The 18,320-nt window shown below is 49.1% G+C and carries 21 protein-coding genes; 7 read left to right on the top strand and 14 right to left on the bottom strand.

What is annotated here, in order from left to right; genetic code table 11:
• Positions 1 to 218: 218 nt before the first annotated feature.
• The 10 genes from KNQ02_RS01125 to KNQ02_RS01080 all read right to left on the bottom strand — a co-directional run bounded on the left by KNQ02_RS01125 (position 219) and on the right by KNQ02_RS01080 (position 10,326).
• Positions 219 to 1,553 (bottom strand): murein hydrolase activator EnvC family protein, encoded by a 1,335-nt coding sequence (locus KNQ02_RS01125; RefSeq protein WP_214807201.1) that lies wholly within the window; start codon positions 1,551 to 1,553, stop codon positions 219 to 221.
• 38 nt (positions 1,554 to 1,591) lie between these two features.
• The gene (gene ftsX / locus KNQ02_RS01120; protein WP_029331384.1) at positions 1,592 to 2,491 is read right to left on the bottom strand and encodes a permease-like cell division protein FtsX; all 900 of its coding nucleotides are present in this window, start codon (positions 2,489 to 2,491) and stop codon (positions 1,592 to 1,594) included.
• On the bottom strand, positions 2,481 to 3,167 hold the full coding sequence (gene ftsE / locus KNQ02_RS01115; protein ID WP_088837760.1) for a cell division ATP-binding protein FtsE: 687 nt from the start codon (positions 3,165 to 3,167) through the stop codon (positions 2,481 to 2,483). The genes ftsX and ftsE overlap by 11 nt, the downstream gene beginning before the upstream one ends.
• 199 nt (positions 3,168 to 3,366) lie before the next feature.
• Positions 3,367 to 3,729, bottom strand: a complete 363-nt coding sequence (gene cccB, locus KNQ02_RS01110; RefSeq protein WP_088837761.1) for a cytochrome c551 — start codon at positions 3,727 to 3,729, stop codon at positions 3,367 to 3,369.
• Positions 3,730 to 3,840: 111 nt separating this feature from the next.
• On the bottom strand, positions 3,841 to 4,710 hold the full coding sequence (locus tag KNQ02_RS01105; RefSeq protein WP_214807200.1) for a YitT family protein: 870 nt from the start codon (positions 4,708 to 4,710) through the stop codon (positions 3,841 to 3,843).
• Between the two features lie 103 nt (positions 4,711 to 4,813).
• Positions 4,814 to 5,317: a GNAT family N-acetyltransferase gene (locus tag KNQ02_RS01100; protein WP_214807198.1), complete on the bottom strand. Its 504-nt coding sequence runs from the start codon at positions 5,315 to 5,317 to the stop codon at positions 4,814 to 4,816.
• Between the two features lie 57 nt (positions 5,318 to 5,374).
• Positions 5,375 to 6,475, bottom strand: a complete 1,101-nt coding sequence (prfB, locus tag KNQ02_RS01095) for a peptide chain release factor 2 (protein WP_034800913.1) — start codon at positions 6,473 to 6,475, stop codon at positions 5,375 to 5,377.
• A 67-nt stretch (positions 6,476 to 6,542) separates the two neighbouring features.
• Positions 6,543 to 9,062: a preprotein translocase subunit SecA gene (gene secA / locus KNQ02_RS01090; RefSeq protein ID WP_088837764.1), complete on the bottom strand. Its 2,520-nt coding sequence runs from the start codon at positions 9,060 to 9,062 to the stop codon at positions 6,543 to 6,545.
• A 218-nt stretch (positions 9,063 to 9,280) separates the two neighbouring features.
• On the bottom strand, positions 9,281 to 9,844 hold the full coding sequence (gene hpf / locus KNQ02_RS01085; RefSeq protein ID WP_026827559.1) for a ribosome hibernation-promoting factor, HPF/YfiA family: 564 nt from the start codon (positions 9,842 to 9,844) through the stop codon (positions 9,281 to 9,283).
• Positions 9,845 to 10,125: 281 nt separating this feature from the next.
• The gene (locus tag KNQ02_RS01080) at positions 10,126 to 10,326 is read right to left on the bottom strand and encodes a cold shock domain-containing protein (RefSeq protein ID WP_088837765.1); all 201 of its coding nucleotides are present in this window, start codon (positions 10,324 to 10,326) and stop codon (positions 10,126 to 10,128) included.
• A gap of 250 nt (positions 10,327 to 10,576) precedes the next feature.
• Here KNQ02_RS01080 and KNQ02_RS01075 point away from each other — a divergent pair, with 250 nt between their 5' ends.
• The 7 genes from KNQ02_RS01075 (at position 10,577) to KNQ02_RS01045 (ending at position 15,755) form a co-directional block, all read left to right on the top strand.
• Positions 10,577 to 11,083: a competence protein ComK gene (locus KNQ02_RS01075; RefSeq protein WP_088837766.1), complete on the top strand. Its 507-nt coding sequence runs from the start codon at positions 10,577 to 10,579 to the stop codon at positions 11,081 to 11,083.
• A 93-nt stretch (positions 11,084 to 11,176) separates the two neighbouring features.
• Positions 11,177 to 13,021, top strand: coding sequence for a hypothetical protein (locus KNQ02_RS01070; protein ID WP_214807197.1), 1,845 nt, complete (start codon positions 11,177 to 11,179; stop codon positions 13,019 to 13,021).
• A gap of 9 nt (positions 13,022 to 13,030) precedes the next feature.
• On the top strand, positions 13,031 to 13,318 hold the full coding sequence (locus KNQ02_RS01065) for an EscU/YscU/HrcU family type III secretion system export apparatus switch protein (protein ID WP_088837768.1): 288 nt from the start codon (positions 13,031 to 13,033) through the stop codon (positions 13,316 to 13,318).
• Complete coding sequence (locus KNQ02_RS01060; RefSeq protein ID WP_214766826.1) at positions 13,318 to 13,710, top strand: flagellar export chaperone FliS; 393 nt, start codon at positions 13,318 to 13,320, stop codon at positions 13,708 to 13,710. Before KNQ02_RS01065 ends, KNQ02_RS01060 begins: the two co-directional genes overlap by 1 nt.
• On the top strand, positions 13,710 to 14,603 hold the full coding sequence (locus tag KNQ02_RS01055) for a flagellin N-terminal helical domain-containing protein (protein ID WP_214807196.1): 894 nt from the start codon (positions 13,710 to 13,712) through the stop codon (positions 14,601 to 14,603). The genes KNQ02_RS01060 and KNQ02_RS01055 overlap by 1 nt, the downstream gene beginning before the upstream one ends.
• 18 nt (positions 14,604 to 14,621) lie before the next feature.
• On the top strand, positions 14,622 to 15,062 hold the full coding sequence (locus KNQ02_RS01050) for a YaaR family protein (protein ID WP_029331409.1): 441 nt from the start codon (positions 14,622 to 14,624) through the stop codon (positions 15,060 to 15,062).
• A gap of 24 nt (positions 15,063 to 15,086) precedes the next feature.
• Positions 15,087 to 15,755 (top strand): DUF2225 domain-containing protein, encoded by a 669-nt coding sequence (locus KNQ02_RS01045; protein WP_214807195.1) that lies wholly within the window; start codon positions 15,087 to 15,089, stop codon positions 15,753 to 15,755.
• A 44-nt stretch (positions 15,756 to 15,799) separates the two neighbouring features.
• Here KNQ02_RS01045 and KNQ02_RS01040 read toward each other — a convergent pair whose 3' ends face one another.
• Genes KNQ02_RS01040 through fliD form a run of 4 tightly spaced genes read right to left on the bottom strand, consistent with a single transcriptional unit; the run spans position 15,800 to position 18,312 of the window.
• Positions 15,800 to 15,976 (bottom strand): hypothetical protein, encoded by a 177-nt coding sequence (locus tag KNQ02_RS01040; RefSeq protein WP_204251403.1) that lies wholly within the window; start codon positions 15,974 to 15,976, stop codon positions 15,800 to 15,802.
• Positions 15,977 to 16,003: 27 nt separating this feature from the next.
• The gene (locus tag KNQ02_RS01035; RefSeq protein ID WP_251135016.1) at positions 16,004 to 16,390 is read right to left on the bottom strand and encodes a hypothetical protein; all 387 of its coding nucleotides are present in this window, start codon (positions 16,388 to 16,390) and stop codon (positions 16,004 to 16,006) included.
• Entirely contained in the window at positions 16,354 to 16,722 is a 369-nt protein-coding gene (fliS, locus tag KNQ02_RS01030; RefSeq protein ID WP_214807194.1) for a flagellar export chaperone FliS, read from the bottom strand. The genes KNQ02_RS01035 and fliS overlap by 37 nt, the downstream gene beginning before the upstream one ends.
• 15 nt (positions 16,723 to 16,737) lie before the next feature.
• Positions 16,738 to 18,312, bottom strand: a complete 1,575-nt coding sequence (gene fliD, locus KNQ02_RS01025; RefSeq protein WP_214807193.1) for a flagellar filament capping protein FliD — start codon at positions 18,310 to 18,312, stop codon at positions 16,738 to 16,740.
• Between the last annotated feature and the right edge of the window lie 8 nt (positions 18,313 to 18,320).

The following is an 18,320-nucleotide window of genomic DNA, read 5'->3' as shown; positions in this document are numbered from 1 at the left end:
CGTCACGTTTCGTTGACTCCTACGGGAGAAGTGCGTTGTTAACGCACTATCAGAGACAGGCAAGACCCTGCTCGTTGTCCGCTAGGATCCAAGGAGCAACGGCTTGCGCCTCGCCCGAGGAAAGCAACGAAAAAGACGCTTGATCTCCCGATAGCACGTTGTCTACAGTCTGAAAAAAATAGGTTACCCTATCTTTTCGCTAAAGAGCTATAGGTCAATCAAAAGATGTACGGGGCTGGATCGACCGCGTTCGGTTGTCCGACCGCCCACTCCCCTTGATGAATCTCAAAGTGAAGATGAGGACCAGTCGACCAGCCTGTCGAACCTAACTTTCCGATGACCGTCCCCGGCATGATCGTTTGCCCTGCCTCCACGGCGACGGAATCAAGATGTCCGTAAACCGTCGTCCAGACTTTCCCGTCGATCAGATGGGTGATCATCACGACATTCCCGTATCCTGTCGCACTTCCGGCGCGCAGGACGATACCACCTGCCGCCGCCTGAATCGGTGTTCCTTTAGCATTGACGAGATCGATGCCTGTATGAATCTCCGACTTGCCGGTCAACGGATTGTTCCGTGGACCGAACGGGCTGGACACGTAACCGGAGACAGGTAATTGAAATGGCTTTGCATGATCCGTCGCAGATGGTACCGGCTGCGTTTTCGTCGTTGGCGATGCCGCGCGGTCCGCCGCCTGCGTGTCGTCCGCTTCCGCTTGCTCACGTTTCGCTGCCTCGATACGGGCGAGACGTTCTGCTTCCGCCTTTATCTTTGCTTGTTCAGCGGCACGCGCTGCTTCTTCGAGTTCCGTCAGTTGCGTGCTAATCAATTGTTGCTGATCCGCTAAGATTTGGGCTTCTTCCGCCTTCGTGAACTGCTCCTGCTTCAATTGTTTGACCTGATCGTTCAATTGGACGACCAGTTTTCGTTTCAACTCAGATTCCGCAATGATCCGCGTCTGAAGAATCAACAGTTTCCGTTGGTCTTTTTTAAGCTGACCGAGGATGAGTTCTTGACTTGCGCGTTGCTCCGTCAATTCCGTGACATTTGCTTTATAGGCATTCAAAACACCGTCATCTTGTTTAATGATTTCACTGACAGTACTAAAACGCGAGATTAAATCGCCGAAATCTTTTGAGTCGAGCAACACTTCGATGTATTTGATGTCGCCATCCCGCTGAACGGCACGAAGCCGGTTCCCAAGTAAATCTTCCTGCGCCCGTAACTCGGACAATGTTTGTTTAATCGCTTCTTCGATCGCTTGCAACTCTTCTTTTGATGCAGAAACAGCCGCTTGTTGATCTGCAATTTCACTCGCTAAATCATCCAAACGGCTGTTGACTTCATCCAAACGCTCCTCTGCGAGGCGGCGTTCTTTTTTCGTCAAGATTAACTTCTCAGATGTCTGATTCTGTGATCGTTCCGTCTCTTGCAGACGGGACTCGACCTCCTGTTGTTCCTTCAACAATTCTTCTTTAGACACGGCGTGAACGGATACACTTGAACCAACCAGGGCCAAGCTGAGCACAGCTGAACAGAATCGAACCTTCATGAGAAGCATCTCTCCTCTATATTTTGTTTTTGCGTAACTTATACTTTTAAGAAACGTCCGAGTGACGTCGTTGATCCCCATACTCCGATGAAGGCACCGAGCGCAAGTAAAATCAATGCGACTTGAACGGATAGTTCACCTGGTGGAATCAAATTAAAGATTGATGCATTTAAAGATACGAGTTGTGGTTGAAGGGCATTGTATGTCACTTCATAACCAAAATAGACGACAGCGATTGGAATCAATGCTCCGAGTACACCCATCAAGAGTCCCTCGACGAAGAACGGTGCACGGATGAAGCCGTTTTTCGCTCCAACGAGACGCATGATTTCGATTTCCCGACGACGCGAGAAAATCGTTACTTTGATCGTATTCGAGATGAGGAACATCGCCATGAAGGTCAGACCGACAATTAAGATGATTCCACCGACGCGTACCCCTTCAAGGAAGTTGAACATCTTCTCGACGTAATCTTCGCCATACTCGACACTATCTATATTTTCCATTTTTTTGACTGTATTTGCAATAGTTTCTGTCTCATTTGGTGAAGTTGCTTTGACGATGTAGCGATCGTGAAGCGGGTTATCCTTCTCGACCGACTGGTACGCCTGCGATCCTTCTCCTAACTGTTCTTTAAAACGATTCAGTTCATCTTCTTTTGAACTGTACCGGACAGACGCGACACCCGGCATCTGTTCTAATTTTGAACCAACGGCGTCGATTTTTGCTTGATCGGCCTCGCGTTCGACGAACACTTGAATTTCGACGTCTTTTTCGACGTTGTCTGAAATCTTGTTGACGTTGAACATGACCATCGCGAAAATTCCGACGAGTAATAATGTCACGGTTACGGCACTGACAGAGGCGAATGTCATCCAGCCGTTTCGGACAAGACCTTTCGACCCTTCCCGTAAATGACGGAATCCATTAAACTTCATAGCCGTACATTCCTTTCTCTTCGTCACGGACGATTTTTCCACCGTCGATCGCCAGTACGCGATGACGCATTTTGTTAACGATGTCTCGATTGTGTGTCGCCATTACGACCGTTGTCCCACGGCGATAAATCTCTTCGAAGACCTCCATGATTTCCCATGCCGTATCCGGGTCAAGGTTTCCTGTCGGCTCATCAGCGATGACGAGTGACGGACGGTTGACGATGGCTCGGGCAATCGAAATCCGTTGTTGTTCCCCACCCGATAACTCATCCGGATAGTTCCGCGCTTTATGTTTGAGTTTGACGAGATCGAGGACCTCGTTTACTTTTTTACGGATTTGCGCTTTGTCGTCTCCGACAACTTCGAGTGCGAATGCGACATTTTCATAAACCGTCAATGACGGGAGGAGTTTAAAGTCTTGGAAGATGACGCCGATTTGGCGACGGAGTTCTGGAATTTGACGGTTTTTCAATTTACCGACTTCGATTCCTTTAAACAAAAATGAACCGCTCGTCGGTTTCTCTTCGCGGTACATCATCTTCATGAATGTTGATTTGCCGGCTCCAGAAGGACCAACGATATAGACGAACTCACCTTGATTGATCGTCAAATTGACCTCACGAAGTGCAGTGACTCCGTTCGGGTATATTTTACTAACTTGTTGCATCTTGATCACTTACTTCACATCCTTATTTGATTACTGGGGTGATCAGCTAGGTCTTAAAACCTACCGATTCCCATTATAACAGGCATGAAAAAAAACCACATTACAATCAAATGTCAATTCCGGCTGTTTTTCATAAAAAAAGGGATAAGAAATGACGAACACGTGTCGTGTCTGTCATCTCTTATCCCATACTATCACATAGTTATGCTTATTTCTTTTCTGCTAACCAATCAGCAACAGCAACGATTTCTTCGTCTTCTTTCAGGATTCCGGCAGGCATTTGCCCTTTACCGTTCTTGATGATGTCCTGAATCTCTTCAGACGAATACTTTGAACCGACTTTTGTTAAGTTTGGTCCAACATTTCCTTCTAAATTGTTCCCGTGACATGAGGCACAGTTATTCGCGAAGATTTTTTCCGCATCAACTGCTGATTCTGTTTTTGAAGAATCATCATTCATCGACGTGTCTTCTTTCGTTGTATCCGAAGAACTGGAATCATCACTGCCGCAAGCGCCGAGTACGAGTGTCGCGCCAAGTCCTGCCGCGAGTAAAAGATTTTTTAACTTCATCCGTATACCCCCCCTTAAAAAATACCAATCAACGTTCTTACCTATTAGAGTATAACCGTTCTTGATGTTTTCTAAGCGTGATTTCACAAAAACTTCACGTTTTCGATGTGTTTACGGAACATTGTGATACCGTTTGTCATCCGTGAAGCCAAGCCCGAGTACTTCATGGGCCTCACTGACGACAAGGAACGCTTCCGGGTCAATGTGTTTGACGATTTCTTTCAACGTCGTGATTTCACCTTGACGGACGACGACCATCAGCATCGGCTTCCGCTTCCGTGTATAGGCACCCGCTGCCTCGATTTCCGTTGCGCCGCGATCAAGTGTCTGGAAGATCTCTTTAACAAGGGCTTCCCGTTGATCAGAAATGATGTAGGCCAGCTTATCGTTCGTGATTCCGAGCTGGACGATATCAATCATCTTAATCGTGATGAACAAGGCGACGAGCGCATACAGACCAATTTCGAGCGAGAAGATAATCCCGGCACTGATGACGATTGTCCCGTCAAGCAAGGCGATGCACAAATGAATCGGTAACTTCGTAAACCGGTGTAGAATCTGGGCGATTAAATCCATCCCGCCGGTCGACGCCCGACCTTTAAAAATCAGACCGAGTCCGATTCCGACGCCGGCCCCGCCAAAAATCGCAGCGAGCATCGGATTCATCGTCGCTGCCGGGACCTCGAACCGTTCATAAATCAAGATGACGACGGGCAAAAAAATCGATCCGACGAGTGACTTGACGCCGAACCCCATCCCGAGAATCATCCAACCGATCGCGAGTAATAGGACGTTCGCAACGAGCTGGAACAGTCCGGGTGAAATCCCGAATAAATCATTCAAGACAATCGATAGCCCACTGACGCCTCCTGAGGCGAGTTGATTCGGTGCGAGAAACAGACTGAACGCACTGGCGACGAATAATGAACCTAATAATAAATAAACATAGTCGCGAACGACTTCCTGACGCGTTGATGTCATGGCGTTGCATTTCCCCTTACCTTAAAATCTAGAACCCGTTTTTTATTTTAGCGCAAAAAGGGAAGTGACGACTAGCCCGTCCGACCAACTCGCAGTGGTTCTCTTATACCGCACTAAAGGGTTTCGGATAACGGACCGTCCCTTTGACGCCCGTTAAGCCATTTCGGACGAGCGGCATGACGAGAAATACTTCAGCCGGGACCGGGAATGGTGCTTCAATCCCGTAATCGATCGCCCGTTCGAATCCGAACTGCGGATAATAACTGTCGTGACCGAGCACGACGATGTGGTGTTCCCCCGCTTCCCGGGCGTCCTCGATGACTTGGCGGATCAACTCTGACCCGATGCCTTTGCGTTGCCAGACCGGCATGACGCCGACCGGCGCCAAGGCGAGCGACGGGACGTCCTCGATGTAAATCCGGCTCATCAAGACGTGCCCGACGATTTCTCCCCGGTCAGCGACGGCGACCCGGCTGAAACGTGGTGCCGCCTCGTCATCTTCCCGTAAGGCGTCGACTAAATCCGCTTCAGCCGCCTGTTCGAACGCCGCTTCATGCACGCGGCGAATCGCGGCTGCATCCTTAAATTTTTCCTGACGAATGATCATCTCATGTCCTCCCTTTTGAAAAAAACCGCCGACTTGACCGTCGACGGCAGGTGCTTCTTACATATTGAGTAAACGAAGGTAGGCATCGATGAAGCCCATGATGTCTCCATCCATTGCCCCTTGCGTATTCCCGACTTCATAGTTCGTCCGGTGATCCTTGACCATGCTGTATGGATGGAAGACGTATGAACGAATTTGGCTACCCCACGCGATATCCGATTTTTCGCCACGGATTTCATCGAGTTTCTTTTGTTTCTCCTCGATTTCACGTTGGTAGAGTTTCGCTTTCAACATCTTCATCGCCGCTTCACGGTTCTTGATTTGCGAACGCTCTTGTTGACACGAGACGACGACGCCCGTCGGCACGTGCGTGATCCGGACGGCTGAGTCGGTCGTATTGATGTGCTGTCCACCGGCACCTGACGCCCGGTACGTATCGACACGAAGGTCTTCCGTCCGAATGTCGATATCGATGTCATCGTTGAACTCCGGCATGACGTCACATGAAACGAACGATGTATGACGGCGGCCTGACGAATCAAACGGTGAAATCCGGACGAGACGGTGGATTCCTTTTTCCGCCTTCAAGTATCCATAGGCATTGTGCCCTTGAATACGGAGCGTGACCGATTTAACACCGGCTTCGTCACCTGGTTGGTAGTCCATCGTCTCGACTTTCCAGCCCTGTTTGTCGCAAAAACGTTGGTACATCCGGAGTAACATCGAAGCCCAGTCTTGCGACTCGGTCCCACCCGCACCCGGGTGCAGCTCAAGAATTGCGTTGTTCGCGTCATATTCTCCGTTCAACAAGATTTGTAATTCAAACTCGTCGAACTTCTGTTTGATGTCACCGAGTTCCGACTCGAGTTCTTCTTGTAACTCGACGTCCGGCTCTTCTTTAATCAATTCATACGTCAGGACGATGTTTTCGTGTCCATCGGCGAGGTGTTGGTACTTATCTACCATCGCCTTCAAACCGTTCGACTCGTCGATGACTTTTTGCGCTTCTTCTTGATTGTTCCAGAAGTCCGGGAACGTCATCTCGTTTTCGAGCTCTTCGATCCGGGAAATCTTCGTTTCTAAATCAAGCGATGCCTTATATTCTCCGAGTTTCTTCTCCATCCACTCGGCGGTGTTGCGTATTTCTGCTAATTCCATTGTGTTCCACCTTCTCTTTCCGTCAAAAGAGGCAGGAATCTCCCGCCTCTTTCAGTCGATTCATCACTTATGCCTGACGGCCGTGACAGTTCTTGTATTTTTTACCGGATCCGCACCAACATGGGTCGTTGCGTCCGATTTGGTCGTTCGGATTTTTGCGGACAGGCGCTTTTTTGACGACCTTGTCCTCTTTGCCTGAGACGGCGACTTCATCCTTGACGACTTTTTCGCGTTTCAAGTTCGGGTCAAGATCAGCACGAAGGACGAATTGTGTCACTTCTTCCGCGATCGCCGCGTTCATCGTATCGAACATCATTGAACCTTCCGACTGGTATTCCCGCAGCGGATCGTTTTGACCGTAAGCACGAAGGTGAATCCCTTCACGCAACTGATCCATCTGATCGATGTGGTTCATCCAGTGTTGGTCGACGGCACGTAAGACGATGACTTTTTCAAACTCGTCAAACGCTTCAGCCGGTACTTCCGACCGTTTGTGTTCGTAGTGTGCGAACGTCCGCTCTTTGAGCAGTTCGATGATTTCTTCGCGTTCTTTGCCGAACAACTCTTGTTCCGTCACTTTTTCTTCGACGGCAAGCGTCTGGTTCGACCAATCCGCGAGTGCACCGATGCTCCACTCTTCCGGTACGAACTCGATTGGCGTGTACTGATGGACACCTGATTCAATCGTTTGTTCCATCATCGGACGAACGATGTCTGAGACAGACTGGGCGTCAAGAATCGCTGCCCGGTCCGCGTACATGACTTTCCGTTGATCAGCCATGACGTTATCGTAACCGAGGACTTGTTTCCGTGCGTCGAAGTTATTTCCTTCGACCCGTTTTTGAGCGGACTCGACGGCACGTGAGACCATCCGGCTTTCAATCGGTTGCGAATCGTCCATTCCGAGACGATCCATCATCGATTGCAGGGAATCGGAACCGAAACGGCGCATCAATTCATCTTCGAGTGAAAGATAGAACTGGGATGCCCCCGGGTCACCTTGACGACCGGCCCGGCCACGTAACTGGTTATCGATCCGGCGTGATTCGTGACGCTCTGTCCCGAGAATGTAGAGACCGCCTTTTTCGATGACACCTGCACCGAGCTTGATGTCGGTACCGCGTCCGGCCATGTTCGTCGCGATCGTGACCGAGTTCGCTTGTCCCGCGTTCTCGATGATTTCTGCTTCCCGTGCATGGTTTTTCGCGTTCAAGACTTCGTGGCGGATGCCGCGTTTCTTGAGAATCCCGCTGAGGAGCTCAGACGTTTCGACGGCGACCGTACCGACGAGGACCGGTTGTCCTTCGCGGTTGGCACGTTCGATTTCGTCTGCAACAGCAGCGAATTTCCCGTTCATCGTCTTGAAAATCAAATCAGGCTGATCGTTACGGATGACGGGCTTATTCGTCGGAACGGGAACGACATGCATGTTGTAAATGTTCCGGAACTCTTCTTCCTCCGTCTTCGCCGTACCGGTCATACCGGCAAGTTTCGTGTACATCCGGAAGAAGTTTTGGTACGTGATCGTTGCAAGCGTCATCGATTCACGTTGAATCTCGACGCCTTCCTTCGCTTCAATCGCTTGGTGCAGTCCTTCTGAGTAACGACGTCCTTCCATGACACGACCCGTGAATTGGTCGATGATCATGACCTCATCTTCCCGAATCATATAGTCGACGTCGCGGTGCATGACGGAGTTCGCACGGAGTGCGAGACTCAAGTGATGGTTGAGGGCGACGTGCTCGAGACCAAACAGGTTGTCGATGCCAAAGTATTTTTCAGCGCGGTCGATGCCTTGCTCCGTCAAGAGGACACTTTTCGTTTTGATGTCGACCGTATAGTCTTCATCTGCCTTCATCATCTTCGCGAACGTATCTGCTTGTGAGTAGAGGGCCGTCGATTTCTCAGCAGAACCTGAAATGATCAACGGTGTCCGTGCTTCATCGACGAGGATCGAGTCGACTTCATCGACGACAGCATAAGAAAGCGGACGTTGAACACGGTCTTCTTTATACAGGACCATGTTGTCACGCAAGTAGTCGAAACCGAACTCATTGTTCGTTCCGTACGTGATATCACAGCTATAGGCTGCTTGTTTTTCTTGACGCGACATGCTTGACAGGTTCAAACCGACCGATAGACCGAGCGCCGCATAGAGCGGCTCCATGATGTCACGGTCACGTTTCGCCAAGTATTCGTTGACGGTGATGACGTGGACGCCATTGCCGGCGAGTGCGTTTAAATAGACAGGAAGCGTCGCGACAAGCGTTTTCCCTTCCCCTGTCTTCATTTCAGCAATATCACCGTTGTGAAGGACATATCCCCCAATTAATTGGACACGATAATGGCGCATGCCTAAGACACGCGTCGATACTTCACGACAGACGGCGAATGCTTCCGGTAAGATATCATCTAAATCTTCTCCGCCCGCAAGACGCGTCCGGAACTCCACCACTTTACCTTCTAATTCTTGATCTGATAAAGCACCCATTTGTTCCTCGAATGCTTCGACGGCGTCTGCCACTTTTTCTGCTTTTTTCAGGACACGTTTCGTCGGTGCGAATAACTCTTTTAGAAAATTAGCCATGCCATACAGTCCCCTTACTTCGAACGATTCTTTATATGAACAGAATTCCGAGATTTTTCCTTTATTCAGTGTACCGAATACAGCGTCAAATTTCAACAAGCGGACGACGTGACGTCTCGTCCTGTTCGATCTATGTAGCATACGCATCGACTTAAGATATAGTTTTCTAACATATCAAAAAGGGACCCACTCCTAAGAGCGAGTCCCTTGTACATTCATTATTCTGGTTCAATCAAGCCGTAACGACCATCTTTTCGACGGTAAACGACGTTCGTGTTACCCGTTTCAGCGTCTGAGAAGACGAAGAACGTGTGACCGAGCATGTCCATTTGAAGAATCGCTTCTTCCGTATCCATCGGCTTGAGTGTGAAACGTTTTGTTCGAACGAGTTCGAGTTCCGCTTCATCCTCTTCGTAGACAGGTGCTTCTGCCTCCGGTCCTTCAAGCGTTTTGAAGTATTCGCCAATGCCGCCTTCTTTGGCGCGTCCTCTCCGGTTGATTTTCGTTTTATGTTTCCGGATTTGACGTTCGAGCTTATCGACGACGAGGTCGATTGCTGCGTACATGTCGCCATTTACATCCTCTGCACGAAGCAAAAGATTTGGCATTGGAATCGTCACTTCGACTTTCTGTTTCTCATTGTTGACTTTGAGATTGACATAAGCCGTCTGCGCTTCCGTAGGAGTTGTAAAATAACGAGTTAACTTTTCAAGCTTTTTCTCGACGTAATCCTTGAGAGCATCTGTGACGTCCAAGTTTTCACCGCGAATGTTGTAGATCATGTAAACTCCTCCTTAAGTAACCGGTTGAACCTATGAATTCGCTAAACTTCAGTCGTTTCCTTCTGAAGATTCAAAATTCTTTTGGTTCGTATTTATTATACCACGATAAATGATACAAGGAAATGAAAACGATGACATTCTATTGAACATCCCCCTCAATCTTTAGCGTACTATAATAGTTTTGTGTGGTGATATTAGCGTATATACCCTTACGAAACTAAATCGAAACAAAAAAACCGCCTTTAGACAATGCCTAAAGACGGTGGCGGCTGCTATTCGGATTAAAGTTTTGTAACGTTCGCAGCTTGTGGGCCACGATCGCCGTCAACGACTTCAAACTCAACTTCTTCGCCTTCTTCAAGTGACTTATAGCCGTCTGCTTGAATTGCTGAGAAGTGGACGAAAATGTCTTTTGCGTCCGATGTCTCAATGAAGCCGTAACCCTTTTCAGCATTAAACCATTTTACTTTACCTTGTTCCATTCGAATTCACGTTCCCTTCGCAAACCAGAGTTCGAGAGCAAGCTCTCTACCGCTTAGTCTATCAAAAGAAGGAATTATTGACAATTGAAAATTCTGATTAATGCGAATTCATTGATGTTTTTAAATAAATAGCGCGATCTATTGCTGTTCTTTTCAAAAAATTACATTGTCATTACAGGTGTAGTATTGTATTATATCGTTAGTAATTACCTATTTTATCCATTGTCCTAATTGAGGAGGATGTAGTCGAATGCGACCATTCCATAATGACGAAAAATACCGAATCACGAAACGGACCGTCGCGATCCTGCCGTGCTATGACATGATGAAACAATCCATCATCGTACTAGAAGACGGCTCAACGATCATGACCCCGCTTCGTCCGTATCAACTCCTGCAACTATCTTGCAGGCAGTACAACAGTTCCATCGAGGAACGGATCGTCACGGCAAAACGTGTCGCTTCCGTCAAAGGAAAAGTTCCAGTCGTCATCGAACCGACGCTCGGTCTTGTCTTTTTCCCTACCAAATCACCAAAACGTGATGATTGCGAGTGGTACGCCTGGAGCCACATGTCCGACGTCATCGAGGAAGACGGACAAACGAAACTCCAAACTCGTAATGGCATGATCCTTCCTGTAAACGCCTCTCCTTACATCGTCCGTAACCAAATGAAAGCAACTGGCGAGCTGATGGCTCGTTATCAACAATTGAACGCGATGACACTAGAGGAACGCTTTAATTCAATTAAACATTAAAAAAAACGGGTTGGGCGATAATTTCGCTCAATCCTTTTTTGTTTATGCCGATATATAATAAGATGAAGAAATTATGAAACAGGAGGTGCCTCGATGAACATCCAGTTGCAACCAAATAGTCCGGCCGTTCCGTCGCCACCGACGACATTGTCCGACAAAAAGACGTATAGTGGGACCGTCCTTGAAAAAACGGGTCCACATACAGCGCTCGTCCAAGTCGGACGCGACCAAATCGAGATGACGTTCACAGGTGACGTCCCAACAGGAGACTTCCAGTTTAAGGTAAAGGGAGCGACAGCAGAAGGCTATTTGATTGAACAGTTGACGGATACCCCGGACACAGCGCCGACAGGCTCCGTCAAGACCGATGCAACTGGCATCGATCCGACCTTACTCGACGAATTGCCACAAGAGTTAAAACAAGCTGTCGCCCGACTGCTTGCGACAGGACAATTGCCGCAAACGAAGGAAACCGTCGCCCGGCTCGTCGCCGCTCTTCAGGGAACGTACAAAGATCTCGTCGTCGCTCTCGTCTCACGCCCTTCCGACAGTGCCTTGCCGACGGGCGTCGATGCGTTGATCAGCAGCCTGCTGACTGAAACGGATTCACTCGTCGACCTGTTACCGGAACGTCAAGCCGTCGTCGATAAACCGACACTCGGCACGGCCATCGCACTCGACGTTGCTCGAACGACCTTGCCGACACAAGCAGACATCGAGCAAGCGAATGCGCCAAGACTTCGGCAAATCGTGAACCACCTGCCCCTGAACGAGCAAGCCGCGATTGTCGAAACGATCGAACGCGGTGCGTTGACACAGGCACGGGAGCAACTGCGCCCGCACTTCCCCGTCACGCTCGAAGCGCCGGAACCGACGAAGCTCGAGCAGTTAACGGCACTGACCGCTGCGCGCCAGACGACGGAACCCGTCCGGTCGGCGTTGACGGTCGTCCGCGAAGTCACGCCACGACTGGCTGAGATGACGAACGACTTCCGGAGTAATCAGCGAACGATCGTCTCGCAACTCAAACAGATTGAACCGCTCGTTGAAGGGCGTCCGGCACAGATGGCACAAGTCATCGAGAGTACGGCGAACCGGCTTCGTCAAACGTTCCAACAGACGGATGCGATGTTACATACATCGATGCGGGACGAAAAACAATTGATTCAGTGGCTCTCAAAACTGGAGCGCGGTGCGGATCTTGCCGCGACTGGTCGCGGAACAGAAGCAAAAGCACTTCTCCAGGAAGTAAGGCTCGGTTTCGAAGCGTTCCGCTTCACACCAGCGAACGTCCGGACGGCGTACTTACCGGAGCTCAATCAACCGGTTCGTCCTGTCAGCGGACAAACACAGACCTCACAAACATCGAGCCGCCCGTTGCCATATGAACCAAGCCAAAACAGCCCGCGCGTCTTACAGGAGACGGTCCAAAAAACACTCCAACTGCAGACGGCCGAGTTGAAGCTCGCGACACCAGCCGCGAACCCGGAGGCAGCGAAACTGCAAACGTTCCTGGCGACACAACAACAAGTCAATAAACCGGATACCAGTCAACAACTCCAACAATTGTTGCTCGCCCTGCCCGTCCAACTCGTCGAAGGGACAGCCGGGTTGCACGTCCATCTGCAAAATAAACGCCCGGACGAAGTGATTGACTGGGAAAACAACACACTCTATGTCCAGCTTGAGACACCGCGGCTCGGCGATATCGGCGTCCGCGTCGAAACGGTCAACCGAAAGATGCAGATTACGATTGAAAATGATGTGCCGATTCTCGAGCGACTGGCCACCCCGTTCCTCGAGCGGACGACCGAGGCGTTAGCAGCGACCGGCTTCCAAGATGTCCGGATTCGCTTCAGTCCATTTACAAAAGAACAGGCGACGCCAGAACCTGCCAAACCGGCAGAGACACCAGCTGGCTACGATTACCGGATTTAAGGAGGAGTCATGTATCAAAAAATTGATTTAAAACATCGGAAATCAGCTGCCGTCCTGCGGTATGATGAACATTCAGGCAACGCTCCCGTCGTCGTCGCCCGGGCGACCGGGCAAGCCGCCGACCGGATTTTACAGGAAGCGCGCGCCAGTGGTGTCGCGATTGAACAGGATACATCGTTGCTCGGTCACTTACTCGACCTCGATCTTGGAACGGCGATTCCGCCACAACTCTACGACGTAATGGCCGAATTATTGTTATTGATTGAAGAACTCGATCACGCGAAAGGACGAGACTGATGACAGAACAAGAACTGTTTCAAATGACACCGCAACAATTGACGGAAACGATGCTCCAGGGACTCGTCCTCCAATATGACCGGTCGTTGCTCGCCCGCGACGACAACCGGTTCGATGAAATCAACGAACGGTTGCAAAAAGCCTATCAACTCTTAACGAAACTACAAGCAGGGCTCCATGACGACGGTGGCATCATCACCGGTCAACTCGACGCCCTTTACCAGTACTTAGCAGACCAGACGTTACAGGCCTATCGGACGCCACTCGTGTTAGACGAACTGCTTCAACTCGCAGAAGAACTGCTCGTCACGTGGCAAGCCGCAAGTCTGAAAAAAGAACGACCGCTCGTCCGGGCGGCACACCATGAACGGTATGAAGGGATGGATTATTAATGCGGATCACCAATAACGTACAGGCACTGAAGGCGTACCGGAATTTAAGCGCTAACCAACTGAACGTCAAGACGACGATGGATAAGCTATCGAGCGGACAAAAAATCAACCGCGGAGCAGACGATGCAGCGGGTCTCGCCATCTCGGAGAAGATGCGGAACCGTCTCAAAGCGCTTGATAAAGCGGAACAAAACGTCCTCGACGGAATCTCGATGGTCCAGACACTTGAAGGCGGGATGAGCGAAACCCATAACTTATTACAACGGATGCGCGAGCTTGCCGTCCAGGCCGGAAACGGGACACTGGCGATCGAGGACCGGACGGCCATCCAGGAAGAAATCAACCAGTTGACGAATGAAGTCTCACGGATTGCGCAAACGACGCAGTTCAATGGCAAAGACTTATTGACGGGTAACTTCAGCACGGAAGACAATGCGATCTTCATCCAGACGAATGCCGGGGCGAACGAAGGGATTTCCTTGACAATCGACGATGTCCGCGCTCTGAGCATCGGCATCAGCTCGACCGTTCAACCGAACGCCGACGTCCGCAAGCTCGATGTCCCGAGCGTCGACGGTACACCGGAGTATGCGCTCAGCATGATGACGGAACAGGACGCGAATGATGCCATCAGCCGTTATACGCAAGCAATCGACACGATTTCAGCGCAACGGTCGAAACTCGGTGCCATCCAAAACCGCTTTGAAGCGATGTCGTCCGTCCTCAGCGTCAGTAAAGAAAACTTAACGGCGTCAGAGTCGCGGATTCGTGATACGGATATGGCGCGTGAGATGATGGAATATGCAAAATACAACATTTTGAACCAATCCGGGATGGCAATGATTGCTCAAGCGAACGCTTTACCGCAAGGCGTCTTGCAACTACTCAACTAATCAAGGAGGACGACAGCTATGGACATCCGGCGCATCCAAGAAACGAGCCGCCTGCAGACACCGAAGACCGGACCACGCGAGGTCGAGGCGTCGACGACGTTTTCTGCGTTGATGCAAGATAAACGCGAGCATAAAGGCTACGAACGGCTCCAACAAAAATTGACGCTCGTCGAAGAGCACGGACAATTGCTCGCTGAGAGCCAGACGATTGAGAACCTCGAGAGCTACAAAGAGAAAATCAAGGACTTCTTAAAAGATGCCCTTGATCAATCGCAACAACTCGAGGAAAAACGCGGCTTCAATCGCCGCGGACGGACGAAAATCTACAAAGTCGTCGAACAGGTTGACGCGAAGTTGCTCGAACTGACGAACACCGTCATCTCCGGTGAGTCGCGCCGTCTCGACATTCTCGACCAAGTCGGAGAAATCAAAGGGATGCTCGTCAACGTCTTTGTCTAAATCGATTCCGAGGAGTTTTATCTAATGCCTGCTATCTACTCAAAAAAATGTAAATGCCCGTATTGCTTGAAGGAAACGGAAACGAAGCGTGTCTTAAGTCGGCATATCCGTGTCGCGAAGACCGACTTCGACGGTTTCATTCACTATGACGGACCAAATGTCTATTATTACGAACCGGTTCAATGCACGCATTGCCGCTTCATCTTCCATGAAGCGTTCGAGAAGCTCCGTCCGGATGTCCGGGAACGACTGACGACGGACATTCTTCCCGCTTTACCGGTGTTAGCGTTCGCTACGACTGAGCGGACAGCGGAGCAGGCAATCCAGCTTTATAAGCTTTGTCTTTATAGTGCTCAAGTGACACTCCAAAAAGAGAGTATCCTTGCGATGCTCGGCGTCCGAATCGCCTGGTTAAATCGTTTGCTTGCAAACAAAGAGCAGGAAGTGCTCTGGATGGAGCGGTCGGTCGAGAAATACGAAGCGCTTTATCTCAATTATACCGATGCTGTCCGGACCGGGATTCCGCATGATGTTTTATTGTTACGAATTGCCGATCTCTATGCGAGTTTGGAGCGGACGGATGACGCGAAGCAATGGTATAGCCTCATCTTCCAAAGTCAAAAAATATCTGACCGCATCAAAAAAGATGCCCGGGAACATTGGGAACTGTATCGGGAACGGCACCAAATCTAAATATCATAACAAAAAAGGACATCCATACAGGATGCCCTTTTTTGTTACGACTCGCGTCGATACTTTTCTTCTTCGTAGACGTCTGGCCCGTCCGAGATCGGGCGTTCCGCCTCTTCCCAAGATTCGGACTCGACGTCCGGTTCGATGAATTGATCATACGAACCATCTGATCGGTAAAACGGTTTCGGCACGGTACGTTTTTTCTCTTCACGTTTAGTCACGCAAGATCCCTCCCTAGAATAAGAAAGTTACTGACGAGAATCAAAATATGGTGAAAAACTACCTTCGACTTCTTCATACGGGTCAATATACGATTTCCGGCTGACTTTTGCCTGTCGGAGTTGATTGATTTGTACCCCTAATTTAGCGGTTTCTTCAGATAATTTCAAGTCCAGTTTCCGACTTTCGGCGACGAGCTCTTGAATGACCGCTTGATTGGCCCCGGCAAGTAAGTTCGAATGAGCGGCAATAAACGCTTCCCGTTCATTCAGTAGGTTTTGAATCTTGACGACCCACTCATCGTAAACTTCTTCCTCCGGTGTCTGCTCAAGCAATTCCATCAAGTGTTTCGTCTTCAGACGCAGCGGATCGAGTGGACTCATCGTTGACGGGCGAGCTTCATCGCTTCTTTCCATGTTTCACGAAATTCTTCCGCGAATCCAATCACTTCATCGATTGCCGTCACATCATTTTTGATGTTTGCGTCAATCAAGCGTCCCTGCATGTAATCATATAAGTTATTTAAATCGGTTGATAAACTGATTGATTTATTGAGTGTCAGTTGAAGCTCCATAATGATCGCTTGTGCTTTTTGAATGTACGTATTTTTATCTTGAATGTTTCCTTGTTCGATATTGCGCTTCGCCATCATCGCAAACTTAATCAGTCCTTCATAGAGCATCAACGTCAAGTCTTGCGGTAATGCTGTCGTCACCGAGTTCGTTTGGTACGTCGCATATGGGTTCATCGTCAGAAGCCCTCCTTATTGTCCTAAGTATGAAGCGAGTGTCGCTGATTGGCTGTTCGCTTGGTTCATCGCTTGTTCCATCGCCGCGAAACGACGGTAATAGGCATTTTCTTTAGCTGTCAATTTGTCTTCCCAAGACAGGATACTCTTATCGACGTCAGCAAGTGATTTTCCGAGCCGGTACGTTGTCGCGACGGCGCCATCAAGTCCAGCGACTTGTGAAATTTTACTACGCATCGTAGTGGCAAACCCTTGAATTTGGCGCGCAAATCCATCAAGTCCACCAGGATTCGGAGTAACAGAACCATCAGGATTGGTAACTGGGTCTGGTGCATCCGCTGTAAACAGCTTGTAGACACCTTCAGGTTGTTCCTCAAGCATTTTCTTCAGCTTTGTTTCGTCAATTTTAAGCTTTCCGCCGTCACGGAAATCACTCGTCGTCGTAATTCCGATTTGCGACATATAGTTCAAAGCAATCGTATCCGTCCCTGATTGGTACGTATAACCTGTATCGATTTTTGACGAAATGGCACTGCGGAATTGGTTCATTCCGCTTTGTAAGTAACTATCGTTTTTCAGAACCCCACTCATCGCTTTTTCTTCCCACTTCTTGACTTCATCTTCACTTAGTTCTTTGCGCTGGGCATCCGTCAACGGTTGGAAATCACGATACTTCTCTTCTCGCACTTTAGAATTCATTTTATCAATCATATCGTTGTATTTATCGACAAATTTTTTGATTGAGTCAAAGTTGGCTTGCGTGTCAACTTTTGTATTTAAAGTGATTGGTGAGTCCGACGTATTATTTAATGTAATTGTTAAACCATTTTGTGAAAACGTATTCGTCGTTTGTTCGAGTTGTGTTCCACCGATTGTATAAATTGCATTTTTTCCAGCAACGCCAGTCATTACAGGTTCAGCACCAGCGACTGGTGTGTTCTTATCCGTCCAAGAAATTTCATTGGATGCTCCAAGTTGTCCCGTACTTTGTCGTGTTACGACTAGTTTTCCTGTAATGTCATTAAAGACAGCATTCAACCCTAGCGATTTGTCACTATTGATTTTTGAGACGAGGTCGCCAACTGTTGCCGTTCCATCAAAGTTCATTGTCACCGGTGTCGCAAGCATGCTTCCATCTGCTTGGTACGTATTTAGCTCAAGTGAGACGTTACCAGAAGCATCTTTAGCGACGAGACCACTGTCAGCGAGTTTCGTTAGACTTGTTATCTTTTCGGTAGCAGAAGCATTCCGAGCAATCGTTAAAGACGAAGCAGAAGCAAGCTGATTCACACGATCAATTGTGATACTACCTGAAGTCGCAGCTGCGCTTGCTGTTACTGAGATTTTCGACGAATCAGAACTCGTGACAGTCTTTGACATATAGTTTTTTGATAACAACATGTCGCTCGCTGCTGTCCGTAAATCAAGTAATCCCCGATTCATCTCGCGGTAGGCATCGCGTTGCCACGTTAAGGTTTGTTTCTTTTGCGCTAAGCGATCGACAGGTGCACGTTCCACCTGCATCAATTGTTTAATCATCGTTTCTGTATCGATCCCGCTCGCGAGACCACTTATTCGAATCCCTGCCATCCAATCAG

It is taken from the genome of Exiguobacterium sp. s102 (assembly GCF_018618635.1).
Lineage (GTDB): Bacteria > Bacillota > Bacilli > Exiguobacteriales > Exiguobacteriaceae > Exiguobacterium_A > Exiguobacterium_A oxidotolerans.
The sequence above is the reverse complement of the archived record's forward strand: the minus strand, read 5'-3'. Positions and strand labels throughout refer to the sequence as shown.

Coding starts and splice junctions, on each gene's coding strand:
- fliD (WP_214807193.1), bottom strand. CDS start 18,312: ATGGCAGGGATTCGAATAAGTGGTCTCGCGAGCGGGATCGATACAGAA.
- KNQ02_RS01060 (WP_214766826.1), top strand. CDS start 13,318: ATGACAGAACAAGAACTGTTTCAAATGACACCGCAACAATTGACGGAA.
- hpf (WP_026827559.1), bottom strand. CDS start 9,844: ATGATCTACAACATTCGCGGTGAAAACTTGGACGTCACAGATGCTCTC.
- ftsX (WP_029331384.1), bottom strand. CDS start 2,491: ATGAAGTTTAATGGATTCCGTCATTTACGGGAAGGGTCGAAAGGTCTT.
- KNQ02_RS01125 (WP_214807201.1), bottom strand. CDS start 1,553: ATGAAGGTTCGATTCTGTTCAGCTGTGCTCAGCTTGGCCCTGGTTGGT.
- fliS (WP_214807194.1), bottom strand. CDS start 16,722: ATGAACCCATATGCGACGTACCAAACGAACTCGGTGACGACAGCATTA.
- KNQ02_RS01080 (WP_088837765.1), bottom strand. CDS start 10,326: ATGGAACAAGGTAAAGTAAAATGGTTTAATGCTGAAAAGGGTTACGGC.
- KNQ02_RS01050 (WP_029331409.1), top strand. CDS start 14,622: ATGGACATCCGGCGCATCCAAGAAACGAGCCGCCTGCAGACACCGAAG.
- KNQ02_RS01105 (WP_214807200.1), bottom strand. CDS start 4,710: ATGACATCAACGCGTCAGGAAGTCGTTCGCGACTATGTTTATTTATTA.
- secA (WP_088837764.1), bottom strand. CDS start 9,062: ATGGCTAATTTTCTAAAAGAGTTATTCGCACCGACGAAACGTGTCCTG.
- prfB (WP_034800913.1), bottom strand. CDS start 6,475: ATGGAATTAGCAGAAATACGCAACACCGCCGAGTGGATGGAGAAGAAA.
- KNQ02_RS01045 (WP_214807195.1), top strand. CDS start 15,087: ATGCCTGCTATCTACTCAAAAAAATGTAAATGCCCGTATTGCTTGAAG.
- KNQ02_RS01035 (WP_251135016.1), bottom strand. CDS start 16,390: ATGGAAAGAAGCGATGAAGCTCGCCCGTCAACGATGAGTCCACTCGAT.
- KNQ02_RS01055 (WP_214807196.1), top strand. CDS start 13,710: ATGCGGATCACCAATAACGTACAGGCACTGAAGGCGTACCGGAATTTA.
- cccB (WP_088837761.1), bottom strand. CDS start 3,729: ATGAAGTTAAAAAATCTTTTACTCGCGGCAGGACTTGGCGCGACACTC.
- KNQ02_RS01100 (WP_214807198.1), bottom strand. CDS start 5,317: ATGATCATTCGTCAGGAAAAATTTAAGGATGCAGCCGCGATTCGCCGC.
- KNQ02_RS01070 (WP_214807197.1), top strand. CDS start 11,177: ATGAACATCCAGTTGCAACCAAATAGTCCGGCCGTTCCGTCGCCACCG.
- KNQ02_RS01065 (WP_088837768.1), top strand. CDS start 13,031: ATGTATCAAAAAATTGATTTAAAACATCGGAAATCAGCTGCCGTCCTG.
- KNQ02_RS01075 (WP_088837766.1), top strand. CDS start 10,577: ATGCGACCATTCCATAATGACGAAAAATACCGAATCACGAAACGGACC.